The sequence below is a fragment of the Telluribacter humicola genome (assembly GCF_017355935.1).
Lineage (GTDB): Bacteria > Bacteroidota > Bacteroidia > Cytophagales > Spirosomataceae > Telluribacter > Telluribacter humicola.
On record NZ_JAFIQT010000001.1, the window covers coordinates 423,290 to 437,058 of the forward strand.

Sequence of the window (13,769 nt, forward strand, 5' to 3'; positions counted from 1 at the left end):
GGTAGCAGCAGTAACTGCTCTTTGACTACATGATACTCCCCAGGCGCGCTACTTCTTCTTCCAGGATAGGTTTCATGCGCTGAAGCTCGGCGGAAATTTCCTGATAAAGTGTCGGCAGTGAAGAGCGATCTGCTTCAAAGCGGGCGATGCGTTCAAATGCCTCCACCTTAGGGTGGAGCCACGTAAGCCCTACCATTGAGAATGAAGGCTTCAGCCGATGGGCTATTTCGCCGATCTCACCGTATTGGCCCGTTGTAAGCAGGCTGCTTATGTCCTCCCAGCGAGGAACCGAATCTGTCAAAAACGTTTCCAGCATGATATTGACGATAACAGCATCGTCACCATAAATCTGCTGTAGATAATCGACATCAAGAGAGGGATGGAGGTTGAGCATAATATATTCGGAAATAATCAGTATTGTGTGTAGTTATTCAAATACAGAAGGTCAGGACTAAATAGTATAGTATAACTGGTTATCAGGGGAGAACCAATGGATAAGGGCGGTGTGGTGTGATAAGTAAAACTGCATTAAAATAATTAGCTGGAATAAACTCTTACTATTCGTTACAACAAATTGGGACGCTGGTCGATCCAGGGCTGAGCCTGCTCAAGCTGGGCCGCCAGACGAAACATCAAACTTTCTTCCCCCATACGTCCGGTAAACATGACACCTACCGGTAGGTTGTTCTGCGTCCGGTGCATCGGTACAGACATGGACGGCTGCCCGGTCATATTGGCCAGGGTAGTATAAGGTATATAGCTGAAAGTACGCTCAGCTACCTGCTCTATTACTTTGGAGCCTTTCAGAAAGCGGTACCCACCGGTGGTCTGTAACAGCTTAAGCATGATATTCTCCTGGGCGCTGTTTTGCAGTTCACCAATTCGGATCGGTGGACGAGCCATCACAGACGTCAGTAGCAGGTCATACTGCTGATGGAAGGTAGCCATTGTACGCGAAAGCTCATTCCACCTGTACTGAGCATGCGCGTAATCAGCGGCTGTGTATACTTCCCCCAGCTTTGCTATTAACCACGTATTCATTTCTACATCCTCTTTTTGGATAGGCCGGCCCAGCCATTTACTTAAATGGCGAAGGGCGGCGGAAGTCTCTCCCACGAATACAGGCAAAAATGCTTCCAAAAACATCTCCGGCTCGAAAGGAATTGGAACTTCTTCTACTTCGTGACCAAGAGACATCAGTAATCGGGCTGCTTTTTCGACGGCACGTACACAATCGGCATCCAATTTATGCCACGACAGGGGGTGCTGGGTGCTGAACCCAATGCGGAGTTTTTCGGGCGCAGCCTCCACTTCCTGTAAGTAAGGTCGCTCCGGAGCCTGAACTACGTACGGGTCGCCGGGGAAATAGCCACTCAGCAAGTCGAGCAGCAGAGCGCTATCGCGTACGGTACGGGTCACACAGCCACTGACTACGGCTCCGCCCCATGCTTCACCCACCTGCGGCCCCAGCGATATACGACCCCGGGTGGGCTTGAGCCCGAATAGGCCGCAGCAGGAGGCCGGAATACGGATGGACCCACCACCGTCGGAGGCAGTGGCCGCTGGTACAATACCGGCGGCTACCGCGGCGGCCGATCCACCACTGGAACCACCCGTAGAGTAGTCGAGATTCCAGGGATTATGGGAGGGTCCGAAGGCGGTAGGTTCGGTAAATGGATTTAGTCCGAATTCGGGAGTGTTGGTCTTGCCAAAAAAAACCAGTCCGGCGGTCCGGCAGCGCTCTACATAGTAGCTGTCTACACTGGATACGTATTTGAAGTAGGCTTTGTTGCCGGAGCGCATGGGAGTACCCGCCCATTCCAGCGCCAGGTCTTTGAGGAGGAAGGGGACCCCGCGTAGTGGAGCTTCAGCCGGTAGCTCATCAATCATTTTGTACCCTTCGTTATACAGCGGGTGAATGATGGCATTGATCTTAGGATTGACTTTTTCGGCAATAGCCAGAGCCATATCAAGTAGCTCGCGGGGTGTTACCGCCCCCTGTCGAACCAGCCCGGCCAGGCCAATCGCATCATATTTCAGGTACTCGGCTGCTGTCATAGGTGTTGATGAAGTAAGGGTAAAGGATAAAGCGGCTGTTACCGCAGCGGAGCCGAAGCTACCGCTATCTTGGAGTCGGCCGTACCGTAGTACAGCCACCAGCGACCTTTATAGGGAACGAGCGCTTCCAGGAACGTAACGTTGTTGACCTGACCGGTGATCTCGTAAGCCTTGTCCGGCTTCATGAAATAACTTTTGGTACGATCAATCAGCTTGTCAGGCTCTTCCGCATTGAAGAGGAACTGTCCGGCGGTGTAGGTACCTTCGGGCAGGTTAACACGGCCTTTGCTGGCATCATACATACTGTTATAGATCAGTACAATCCCCTTTGGAGTCAGCAGGGCCGGTGGGCCGGGCTCGAGCAGGCGGTTGTCAAACTGGTCGGGTCGTACTTCGGCTACGGCTTTGAGTGACTGGCCGCTCCTGGTGAGGGGGTACCAGTTGATGAGGTCGTCGGAGATAGCTATATATAACTGCGGCTGATCGCCCCAGTACATCCAGTATTTACCGTTGATCTGGGTAGCTACTAATTTGCTGCCCACGCGCCGGCATACGATGGAACCTGACTTGGACCAGTAGTCTTCACCGCCGCCTTTGATGTGGTTTTTGAACACTGGGCCGTACTTGTGCCAGGTGAGCAGGTCGCGGGAGGTAGCTACGCAGAGGCGGGCTTTTTCGCCATCGTAGGCGGTGTAGGTCATGACATAAGTACCATCGGGAGCTTCCACTACGCGCGGGTCCTCTACGCCACCTTCCCATTCGTATTTTTTATAGGCATCGTTGTCCGGATAAAAGACTGGGTTGGGCAAGCGGGTGAAGTGGACGCCGTCGGTGCTGGTAGCCAGGCCGATGCGGGAGGTACCATTATGCTTGCCTACAGTATCTTCGGCCCGGTACAGCATGTGTATCTTACCATTCCGGACTACCGCGGCCGGGTTGAATACATCTTTCTGTTCCCAGTGGACCGTTTCACCCCGCACGGGGCAGTCGAAGGTAGTAGTGGCGCGGGGTGTGAGTACCGGATTAGCCTTATCATGCTTCCGGAATGTACCAATGGTCCACGACTGAGCGTAGGAGCCAGCAGTACCCAAACACAGGAAAGACAGCACCAGCAAACAGATGTAACGTATTCTCATAGCAGTGGTTTGTGGTAGTTTTAATATGTACTATTAGTGCCCTAAGGCTTTTTGAGATAGACTATAAATACATTTCGTATATCACTACGAGGGTCCTCTTTGGTAGGTGTAACAATACCCTCTACACCCGGATGGCTTGGTAGCAGAAAGCTTAGTCCATACTCCTTGCCCGTCATCAGAAAGTCCGGCAGAACTACCTTGTAGGTACGCTGCCGATCAAGGGGAACTCCGGCTACCTGCCAGGTACCTGTACGCTCATCATAGCTGGCATTATGGTGATGCAGAAACCCACCGTTGCCCCGGCTATTTCGACCTGCCTCAAGTACCTGCTGTAGTAGTTCGCCCGTCATAAGTACCTGCGATATACCTCCTCCGAATGGCAATATACGTACGATATCGTACTGAGAGATAGTACCCTCCAGTACATCATCTACCCGCACCGAACCTCCATTAAACAGGGCCAGGTCACTTCCCGGGAAAGCCTCATACATGCTGCTGGCAATGGCGCTGGTGAGGGCAGAGTGCTCGCTTCGGACGGTGGCTTCGCGTCCGTCCCAGGGTACCTGGGTGGTATACACGATTTCGTCGGGCGCAAAGCCCAGCTCCTGAAAGCTCTGTGCGGCTATCTGCTGCCACTTGGACACTAAGGCCGCGGTGCGGGGTTCTTCCGGTACGGAACTATCAATAGTTTTCAGAACAGACTTTACCCTGGCGCGCTTTTGCTTCGGATTGACACGCAGCTGGTGAATGTACACCGTTTTGGCGTTGGCGTCGGCCTTGGCAATTGTGACCGGACCTACCTTCTCCTTCATGTGATCGTGGTCGTGACCTCCCATAATAAGGGTAAGGCCCGGGAGTTGCTCGGCCAGGCGACGGTCATCGGCCATTTCCAGGTGAGTCAGGGCTACTACCACGTCGCAACGGTTTTTCAGGTCCTCATACTCACGGCGTGCTACCTCAAAGGGATCACTTACTGCGACAAAATCCTTCTGCACCGGTAGACACAGGGCAAACATACCCACCCTCACTTTGCCGTTATCCAGAATGACCGAGGTAGGGAAAGCGGCGCCATCCTTAGAAAAAGGTACGGTCTGGTCCCCTTTCTGTAGCTGCATATTGGCAATCACCCACCGGAACCTTGACTCTTCAATGCGCTTATTGAGTACGATGGGGGCCTCTTCGTCGTAGTCAAATTCGTGATTTCCGAAGGTGACATACTCCACTCCCGCGCTGTTCATAACCTCCACCATCTGCTTGCCACGGATGCGCTCACCTTCATGACGAAGGGTACCTATGACCGAAGGACTCAGAAAGTCGCCGGAATGGACAAAGAAGGTACTTTCGGGGTGCTTCCGGCGTAGTTGCTGATTGACATGAGCTACCCGGGCCATTCCTCCTGATTTACCATGATCCAGCGGAGCTATTTCATAGACATCATTAATGTGAAGAAAAGTGATGGTACGGCCCGACTGGCAGGAGGTAAGGAATGCAAACAGGATTCCGGTGGACAGAAGCTTCCACTTATTCATATTGTATCTACGATGGGCTTTCATGGTTATTCTTCCTCTTCAAGTATGTACAGAGTAGCCAGCCATCGTTCCCGCTGGCGTGTGGCCCGGGCGTCGTCCAGTACGTTGAGCTGGACATTGCCGTTACTGAAGGTGGTCATCTGCAGTCCGACAAAAGCCAGGGCTTCGTTGAGGCGGGTCTCCAGCGGAGTGTTGGTATGTATACACTCCTGCCAGTACCAGTCCAGCGGCTGCTCGGCTACCTCTTCTACTACGGCCTTGTAGTCTTCCAGGGTATATCCGACGTAGGGCTTGCCGAAGCGTTGCCACAGCAAACGCATCACGTCGTCCAGCGATCGCTCGTGGTTATGTTTTTTGCGCAGGTACAGGTCCAGGATCAGGGCCACCAGCGCTCCCTTATGATATACGGATACCTTACGTTTGGGGATACCTTTCTCATAGCCATCCAGCCACAGGTCCAGCGATGACTCGATCAGCGACTGAGAGGCTCCGGCGCTATGCTCGAAGTGGCGCTTCATGTATACCTGCAGCTCTTTGAAGTACGCCTCATCATCAAACACCCCGGAGCGCCTCAAGAACAGGTCGCCGTAGTAGGTAGTACAGCCTTCGGCTACAAAGCAGGTCGGGAAGTAGTTTTCTTTCGTGAAATCATAGGGCAGGAGCTCAGCAGGCCGGATCCGAATAATATTCCAGGTATGGAAAAGCTCGTGCGAGCTTACCCCCAGCAGGTCGGTGTACAGGCCTTCGCCCTCATCATCGGGGCCGAGTACAATCATGGTAGAGCTGTGGTGCTCCACGCCGTGGTAGAACGCTGTGGGCAGTATAAGGTTCAGGAAGTGAAACTCCTTCTCCGGAAATTCACCCATGGTAGCAATCTGCTCGCGGGAGAAGCGGGCAAAGTCGGTGCGAATACGTCGCCAGTTAGGTCGCAGGTTGCCGTACATCCACACGTGGAAGTGGATACTACCCTCTTCGTATACTTCGTGCTGAAGGGAGCCCGAAGCCAGCAGAGGGCTATCGACCAGCTGGTAGTAGTCTAAGGCCTCTAAGGTATGCTTTTGTACCTCCGGTAAGCCACAGGCTATTTCGTATTCAGGGGGAAGCGCCAGTTCTATCCGGCATGGCTCGGTAATACGCCCTTCGGTGTAAAGGCAGAAATTGATAAAGTTTAGATACCAGAGGTCTTCGTCCACGTAGCTGCTACCGGCATTCTGGATATTGGCGTAAAAATTGTATCGGATTACAACCTCCTGCTCTCCCGCGGTATCTATCAGCCAGCGGTCTTTGGTAACTTTGCGGAATGACCGCAATTGGCCCGAACCGCCCTGTACTTCCAGGCGTTGTATATATTTAGCAAAATTCTGAATCTCGTAGCGACCGGGGCGCCAGGCAGGAAGTTGTACTTCAATTGACTCGCTTTGTATGTCAGAGACTGTGTAACTTATCTCTAAAAAACGAGAGGCCGGGTCGGCTACGGAAATTTGGTATAGCATGGGCAGGTGTGCTGAAAGGTGGCCGTCGTAACTAGCTACGGTGCGGCTTACAAACCAAAAAGTTAATTTTAAACGTTATTACTAATCAGTAAAAATAGCAATCCTATTTAAAATGAAAAGATTTATCCTCTTATTAATAGTAATCTTCGCCTTTGGAGCAACCAGTCAGGAGGCTCTGGCCCAGATCGATGAATACTTCAAAGTAGATAGTACCCGCAACGAACAACCCCGTCGCCCTACTGATACATCAGTACCCTCCACCAGAGATAATGATCAGGTACCTAATGAGGTACTACCTATCAGCGAGCGTATCCGCCTGGGCGGAAGCTTCGGGCTGGGCTTTGGTACTGTCACCAATATTAACCTATCACCCATGGCCGGTCTTCAGCTCACCGAAAAACTGGTAGGAGGTGTCGGTGTTACCTATATGTGGCTGTACTCCCGCCGCCTGGGTGTCAATAACAACTACTACGGAGGCCGTACCTTCCTGATGTACTCTGTTCTGCCCATGGTGACCCTGCAGGCAGAGTACGAGGGAATGAACGTTGAGTACTATAATCCCGCCGAAAGACGAAACCAGCGCATGTGGATCGGATCGCCCCTGCTGGGAGGTGCCTATACCCAGCCGCTCGGAGGCCGTTACACCAAGGCCGTACACATGACGCTGCTCTATAACCTCAACTACCAGAATCAGCTGAATCCTTACACCGGACGGAATATTTCCCCCTATACCAGTCCGTTTGTATTCCGAATTACATTCCTTTAAGCTACAGCCGGAGCTTAGTACCTGATTCAGGTCTATGAATTAGCCTTACGGGTTCCGTACCTTTGGCCTTTATTTTAAAGTACTACTACTATAACTATGGAGAATCCGGTTTTGATTTTTGGCGCAGGAAGCATCGGCAACCAGGTCTACGATATTTTTCGTCGTAATGGTGTGCTGATCTATGGCTTCCTGGATGATAACAAAGAATTACAGGGGAAAGAAATAGGGGAGGCAAGCGTATTGGGTGACACTGACGACGGTGGCTTCCTGAAGGTAATTGGCTCCAAGTGTGAAGCCTTCGTGGCGATCGGGGAGCGTACCGTACGCGAGCAGCTGGTAGGTATGCTTAACGAAAGGCGCAAAACCATGCCCGTTAATGCAATCCATGACCGGGCTATAGTATCGGAACTGGCCTCGCTGGGGCACGGCAATCTGATAGCCGCGCAGGTATCAGTGGCTGCCCAGGCCCACATTGGTCACCACTGCCAGATCCAGACGGGAGCCATCCTGGATACGTTCGTAGAGGTAGGTGATTTTGTAAACATAGGCGCGGGAGCCGTTATTAATGACCGCGTGACCATCGGGGACGGAGCTTTCATCGGCTCAGGAGCGATTATTGTAGCCGGAATAAAGATCGGGAAGAATGCCCGGATCGGGGCCGGATCGGTCGTGATTGAGAACGTAGCCGATGGCGCCACCGTATTCGGTAACCCGGCTAAAAAATTTTAGTACAAAAGATTTAGGAAACAGTAAGACAATAAATTAGCCTCAAGCTTTTTAATTATTCTTAAAGCCATTATCTTTGCAGTCCTTTTTGGGAAAGTAGTGAAAGAGCTATCTAAATATAACATAGACATATACGGTCTGGAAGACAAACGGTATGTCTACGACTTCGAGTCCGGCGATGCGTTTTTTGAAGAAATGCAGCAGGATGTCATACAGCACGGAACATTTCGGGCTCAGGTGACGCTGGACAAGTCGGCCACAATGGTGCAGCTACAGTTTGAAATCAACGGAAGCGTAGAGTTAACCTGTGACCGCACCCTGGATCCGTTCGATGAACCCATCGATACTCAGGGACGCATGATTCTTAAATTCGGGGACCATGACGAGGAGCTTACGGAGGAGATAGAGATTATCAACCGTAATACCAATCGCATCAATGTAGCCCGTTATATTTTTGATTTCATTGTGCTGTCTCTGCCTATGAAACGACTCCATCCGAGCATACGCAACGAGGAGGAAGGCGATGAGGAAGATGAGTTCGAAGCACTGGTGTACACTTCACACAGTGATAACGAGCCTGACGAAGAGGAGATTACTCCTGACGATGAAAAGGAGGGGGATATCGACCCGCGTTGGGAAGCATTGAGAAAATTAAGAGGAAAGTAACTATAAACGAACAATCATAAATTAGAGTATAGATCATGGCACATCCGAAACGGAGACATTCAAAGACCCGCCGCGATACACGCAGAGCGCATGACTCACTGAGTGGTAAGCAACTAAGTGTAGATTCCACTACCGGTGAAATCCACCAGCTACACCGCGCTCACGTACACGAGGGTAACCTTTACTACCGCGGTAAAATGGTAGTAGAAAATTACGCTAAGACGGTCTAATTCCGTATGTTAGCACCTATGAATTTCGCAGCAGCCGTATAAAAGTTGTTGCGAAATTCTTTTTTACTCCAACGCAACTGCTAATTTTACACCCACGATTTCCTTTTTTTAGCTTATTAAAAGAGTGTAAATGAAAATTGCAGTAGATGCTATGGGTGGCGATTTTGCCCCGCAAGCAATAGTAGAAGGGGTAATAATGGCTACTTCCGAACTACCTTCCGACGCACGTATTGTGCTGGTTGGTCGGGAAGGCATTATCCGCGAGATTTTCCAGAAGCATAACTTTGATTCACCAGTGGTGGAGATTGTCCACACGGAGGATGTAATAGAAATGGGCGAGCACCCCACGAAGGCGCTCTCACAGAAACCCAATTCCAGCATTGGAGTTGGGTTTAAGCTTTTGAAGGAGAAGGCTGTTGATATTTTCTGTAGTGCCGGTAATACCGGAGCTATGACGGTTGGAGCCTTGTTCAGCATACGGGCCATCGAAGGAATCATTCGTCCGGCCATCGCGGGCTATGTACCTCAGATCAGCGGCAGCCATACCATTATGCTGGATATTGGTGCCAATGCCGACTGCAAGCCCGAGACCCTAGCTCAGTTCGGTGAGATCGGCTCACTATACGCCCAGTATACCCTGAAGCTAGATCGGCCTCGCGTAGCCCTGATGAACATTGGCGAAGAGGAGCAGAAAGGCTCTCTGATAGCACAGGCTGCTTATCAATTGCTGAAAGACAACAAACGCATCAACTTTATTGGAAATATTGAAGGCAAAGACCTCTTTGTTGACAAAGCTGATGTCATCGTAACGGATGGCTTTACGGGGAATGCTTTATACAAGCTTGGAGAGTCACTATACGACCTTTCCAAAAAGCGTGGCTTCCAGGATGACTTTATTGATAAGACCAACTACGAAGCCATTGGCGGTAGCCCGATCATTGGTGTCAACGGAAACGTCATGATTGCTCACGGAGTATCATCACCCTTAGCCATTAAGAACATGATATCATGGGCTTATAAACAGGTTAAGGCCAATGCGTATGTACATATTACCCAGGCTCTGGCCTAAGAGTAGCCCAGAATATAGAGGGCTGTTTCGTCTGCTGCGGTACAAGTCCCACCACACCCTAAAAAATATTGTTGCCTAAGATAGTGATTGCGGTTGCTGTCTGCCTACTTGTAAGACAAGCGATAAATTAGTTTGATGAGGTGCCCAGGTACCTGATCATATTCTCAAAGCCCAACTGGGTTTTGTAAAAGAATGTTAAATACCATGACCCACGTAAAAGCCTCTATTACAGGCGTACACGGATACGTTCCTGACTACATCCTGACTAATGCCGAGTTAGAACAAATGGTTGAGACCAATGACGAGTGGATCGTCAGCAGGACGGGGATCAAAGAGAGACGTATTCTGAAAGGGGAAGGCCTGGGTAGTTCACATATGGGAGCTGAGGCCGTCAAAGGTCTGCTTGCCAAAACCAATACCCGACCCGAAGAAATCGATCTGTTGATTTGTGCTACTACTACACCTGACTTTGTGTTTCCGTGTACCGCTAATCTCATATGCGATATGGTCGGAATACGCCAGATCGGGAGTTTTGATATTCAGGCTGCCTGTTCAGGATTTCTTTATGCCCTGACCATTGGTTCACAGTTTATCGAAACGGGTAAATATAAGAAAGTAGTGGTAGTGGGCGCCGATAAGATGTCGGCCATTACTGACTATACCGACCGTACAACCTGTATCCTGTTTGGTGACGGAGCCGGAGCGGTACTGCTTGAGCCCGATGAAGATGGCTTCGGAGTACTTGACTCTATCATCAGATCAGATGGCGTTGGGCAGCCTTACCTGCACCAGAAAGCCGGAGGTAGCCGCTACCCACCCACCCACGAGACGATCGAGAAGCGCTGGCACTACGCCTACCAGGATGGTCCGCAGGTATTTAAGTTTGCGGTGAAGAACATGGCCGATGTATCCGCCGAGATCATGGAACGTAACCAGCTGCGGGGCGATGATGTAGCCTGGCTGGTCCCTCACCAGGCCAACCGCCGTATCATTGAGGCTACGGCCAACCGCATGGGAGTCGGTATGAATAAGGTAATGATGAACATCCATAAATACGGCAACACGACCGCCGCTACCATACCGTTGTGTCTGTGGGATTACGAGTCACAGCTTCATAAAGGAGACAATTTGGTACTCGCAGCCTTTGGAGGCGGTTTTACCTGGGGATCGGCCTATGTAAAGTGGGCGTATGGAGCATAGTGTACTGCCGATACAGGGAAAATAATTGAACAATTACACAGAAGAAAGCATTTGAATAGGGATAGTTTGCTTATTATCAGCTAATTCAAACATTTTACAAACTACATTACTTATTAACTACTAGCATGGCATCGACTGCAGATATCCGTAATGGATTAGTGATTGAATTCAATAATGATCTGTATCAGATTATTGACTTTCAACACGTAAAGCCTGGTAAAGGTAACGCGTTCGTACGTACAAAGCTCAAGAGCCTTACCTCCGGCAAGGTGTTGGATAATACTTTCTCATCGGGAGCTACTATTAACCCGGTACGGGTGGAGCGTCATAAATTTCAGTTTCTGTACAAGGATGAAGTGGGCTACAACTTCATGAACTCTGAGACCTTCGAGCAGATACTGCTGGACGAGAAACTGGTAGACGGAGCCAATCTGATGAAGGAGGGACAGGAAGTTGAAATCCTTATGAATACCGAAAATGATACTCCGCTTACCTGCGAACTACCCGCTTTTGTGGAGCTGGAAGTAACATACGCTGAGCCGGGGGTACGTGGTGATACCGCCAACTCTCCCAAAAAACCGGTGGAAGTAGAAACCGGAGCTACCATCATGGTACCTTTGTTCATCGAGCAGGGGCAGCGGATCAAAGTAGATACTCGTACTCTTGATTACGTTGAAAGGGTAAAATAAGGATACAGTAGCAAAGGAGACTGGATGACATTCGTACTATTTCTGATGCTTCCTTTGCTTGTTCTTGTCACAAATGGTTTAAAATAAGACTACATGGAAACCAACGAAATTCAGAAACTCATTGACTTCATTGCTCAGTCAGGGCTTGATGAAGTGAACATCGAAACAGCTGATTTAAAAATAAAAGTGAAGCGCTACGGTACGCCGGTAGTCGCTAGTGCCGCTCCTGCTCAGGTTTCTTCTGCGCCAGTAGCATCTGTGGCTGCTGCCGCACCAGCCGCTGCTCCTGCTCCTGTTGCTGCTGCGCCTGCCGCGTCAGACGAGTCAAAATATATCACTATCAAGTCGCCCATGATTGGTACTTTCTACCGTGCATCCAGCCCCGAAGCACCTGCTCTGGTAAATATTGGGGATGAGGTTAAGCCCGGTAAGCCCGTGTGTATCATCGAGGCGATGAAACTATTTAATGAGATTGAGTCAGAAGTAGGTGGCCGTATCGTGAAGGTACTGGTTGAGAACGCTACACCGGTAGAGTTCGATCAGCCGCTGTTCCTGGTAGAGCCAGTCTGATCGCTGAGCCTTACTCCCGCCGCTGAAAGGCCCGGATGGGAAACAGGAATAAGTAAAACAATTGGTCATTGATCAATGGTAACTGTTAATAGAAATAACCGTGTTTAAGAAAATACTCATAGCCAACCGAGGCGAAATAGCCCTGCGTATTATCCGGACGTGCCGCGAAATGGGCATCAAAACGGTAGCGGTCTATTCTACCGCTGACCGCGACAGCCTACACGTTCGCTTTGCTGATGAGGCGGTATGTATCGGACCGCCCGTAAGCCGACAGTCTTACCTTAATATCCCTAATATCATATCAGCGGCCGAAGTGACTGGAGCCGATGCCATTCACCCTGGCTACGGATTCTTGTCTGAGAATGCTGAATTCTCTCAGATTTGCGCAGACTACGGCATCAAGTTTATCGGTGCTACCGCTGCCCAGATCAACAGCATGGGTGATAAAGCTACGGCCAAGGCTACCATGCGTGCCGCCGGAGTACCCGTTGTACCCGGTTCAGAAGGTCTGCTTGACTCGATCGAGCAGGGTAAAAAGCTGGCAGTCGATATGGGCTACCCGGTTATCCTGAAAGCTACTGCCGGTGGTGGCGGACGCGGTATGCGTATCGTAAACAAGCCTGAGGAGTTTGAGAAGGCCTGGAATGATGCCCGTACCGAGTCAGGAGCTGCCTTTGGTAATGATGCGCTTTATCTCGAAAAGTTTGTAGAAGAGCCCCGTCACATTGAGATCCAGATTGTAGGTGATCAGTACGGAAAAGTGTGCCACCTGTCGGAGCGTGACTGCTCCATCCAGCGTCGTCACCAGAAGCTGGTAGAAGAAACTCCCTCACCGATCATTACACCCGAACTACGGGAACAGATGGGTGAAGCGGCTGTAAAAGGAGCTCAGTTTATTGGCTACGAAGGAGCCGGTACTATCGAGTTCCTGGTAGATAAGCACGGTAACTTCTACTTTATGGAGATGAATACCCGTATCCAGGTAGAGCACCCCATCACCGAAGAGGTTACTGATTTCGACCTGATTAAGGAGCAGATCAAAGTAGCGGCTGGTGAGCCTATCTCGGGCCGTAATTATACGCCAAAGCTGTTCTCCATGGAGTGCCGTATCAACGCCGAAGATCCGGCGAATGGTTTCCGTCCCAGCCCCGGTAAGATCACTAACCTACACTTCCCCGGGGGGCACGGTGTCAGGATAGATAGCCACGTATACAGCGGCTACACCATCCCGCCTAACTACGACTCTATGATCGCTAAACTGATCGTAACGGGACAGTCGCGGGAGGAAGTAGTAACCCGTATGAAGCGTGCCCTGCAGGAGTTTGTAATTGAAGGAATCAAGACTACGATTCCTTTCCATATCAAGCTTATGGACGACCCAGGCTTCCGCTCTGGCAACTTCACGACTAAGTTCTTAGAAAGTTTTGATTTCAGCGGATTGTAATCGTACAAGATTCACCTATATAGTAAGCCGGACCCTGAGGGGCCGGCTTTTTTTGTAGTTATATCATAAAGTGAATAAGCTGGACCCGATGTGAGGTAGCCTGGGTGCAGGAGGGGGATCAACTATACAGCAGGCGCGGGTGGTATGGGTAAAATAGCAAATGGACTCGCTTTACTATCCAATGTGAGGCGCC

The 13,769-nt window shown here is 50.4% G+C and carries 14 protein-coding genes; 9 read left to right on the forward strand and 5 right to left on the reverse strand.

The features are described from left to right. Window positions 1-25: 25 nt before the first annotated feature. The 5 genes from JUB14_RS02000 to JUB14_RS02020 all read right to left on the reverse strand — a co-directional run bounded on the left by JUB14_RS02000 (window position 26) and on the right by JUB14_RS02020 (window position 6,216). The gene (locus tag JUB14_RS02000) at window positions 26-394 is read right to left on the reverse strand and encodes an Hpt domain-containing protein (RefSeq protein ID WP_207504050.1); all 369 of its coding nucleotides are present in this window, start codon (window positions 392-394) and stop codon (window positions 26-28) included. 170 nt (window positions 395-564) lie between these two features. Beyond that, entirely contained in the window at window positions 565-2,058 is a 1,494-nt protein-coding gene (locus tag JUB14_RS02005) for an amidase (protein ID WP_207504052.1), read from the reverse strand. A 38-nt stretch (window positions 2,059-2,096) separates the two neighbouring features. Then, entirely contained in the window at window positions 2,097-3,194 is a 1,098-nt protein-coding gene (locus JUB14_RS02010) for a glycoside hydrolase family 130 protein (protein WP_207504055.1), read from the reverse strand. A gap of 41 nt (window positions 3,195-3,235) precedes the next feature. Next, a complete protein-coding gene (locus JUB14_RS02015) occupies window positions 3,236-4,747 on the reverse strand; it encodes a bifunctional metallophosphatase/5'-nucleotidase (RefSeq protein WP_207504057.1) in 1,512 nt (503 codons plus the stop codon). A gap of 2 nt (window positions 4,748-4,749) precedes the next feature. After that, window positions 4,750-6,216, reverse strand: a complete 1,467-nt coding sequence (locus tag JUB14_RS02020; protein ID WP_207504059.1) for a M61 family metallopeptidase — start codon at window positions 6,214-6,216, stop codon at window positions 4,750-4,752. A gap of 112 nt (window positions 6,217-6,328) precedes the next feature. Between JUB14_RS02020 and JUB14_RS02025 the strand changes: the two genes are divergently transcribed. From JUB14_RS02025 to accC, 9 genes are all read left to right on the forward strand, one after another. Further along, entirely contained in the window at window positions 6,329-6,982 is a 654-nt protein-coding gene (locus tag JUB14_RS02025) for a hypothetical protein (RefSeq protein ID WP_207504061.1), read from the forward strand. Between the two features lie 96 nt (window positions 6,983-7,078). Beyond that, a complete protein-coding gene (locus tag JUB14_RS02030) occupies window positions 7,079-7,711 on the forward strand; it encodes a NeuD/PglB/VioB family sugar acetyltransferase (RefSeq protein WP_207504063.1) in 633 nt (210 codons plus the stop codon). 96 nt (window positions 7,712-7,807) lie between these two features. Then, window positions 7,808-8,374: a YceD family protein gene (locus tag JUB14_RS02035; protein WP_310586058.1), complete on the forward strand. Its 567-nt coding sequence runs from the start codon at window positions 7,808-7,810 to the stop codon at window positions 8,372-8,374. A gap of 35 nt (window positions 8,375-8,409) precedes the next feature. Then, on the forward strand, window positions 8,410-8,604 hold the full coding sequence (rpmF, locus tag JUB14_RS02040) for a 50S ribosomal protein L32 (RefSeq protein ID WP_207504064.1): 195 nt from the start codon (window positions 8,410-8,412) through the stop codon (window positions 8,602-8,604). A gap of 130 nt (window positions 8,605-8,734) precedes the next feature. After that, complete coding sequence (gene plsX, locus JUB14_RS02045; RefSeq protein WP_207504066.1) at window positions 8,735-9,673, forward strand: phosphate acyltransferase PlsX; 939 nt, start codon at window positions 8,735-8,737, stop codon at window positions 9,671-9,673. Window positions 9,674-9,877: 204 nt separating this feature from the next. Beyond that, the gene (locus JUB14_RS02050) at window positions 9,878-10,873 is read left to right on the forward strand and encodes a beta-ketoacyl-ACP synthase III (RefSeq protein WP_207504068.1); all 996 of its coding nucleotides are present in this window, start codon (window positions 9,878-9,880) and stop codon (window positions 10,871-10,873) included. 125 nt (window positions 10,874-10,998) lie between these two features. Further along, entirely contained in the window at window positions 10,999-11,562 is a 564-nt protein-coding gene (efp, locus tag JUB14_RS02055; protein WP_207504070.1) for an elongation factor P, read from the forward strand. A 93-nt stretch (window positions 11,563-11,655) separates the two neighbouring features. After that, window positions 11,656-12,132, forward strand: coding sequence for an acetyl-CoA carboxylase biotin carboxyl carrier protein (accB, locus tag JUB14_RS02060; RefSeq protein WP_207504072.1), 477 nt, complete (start codon window positions 11,656-11,658; stop codon window positions 12,130-12,132). A gap of 100 nt (window positions 12,133-12,232) precedes the next feature. Continuing rightward, window positions 12,233-13,576 (forward strand): acetyl-CoA carboxylase biotin carboxylase subunit, encoded by a 1,344-nt coding sequence (gene accC / locus JUB14_RS02065; protein WP_207504074.1) that lies wholly within the window; start codon window positions 12,233-12,235, stop codon window positions 13,574-13,576. Window positions 13,577-13,769 lie beyond the last annotated feature (193 nt).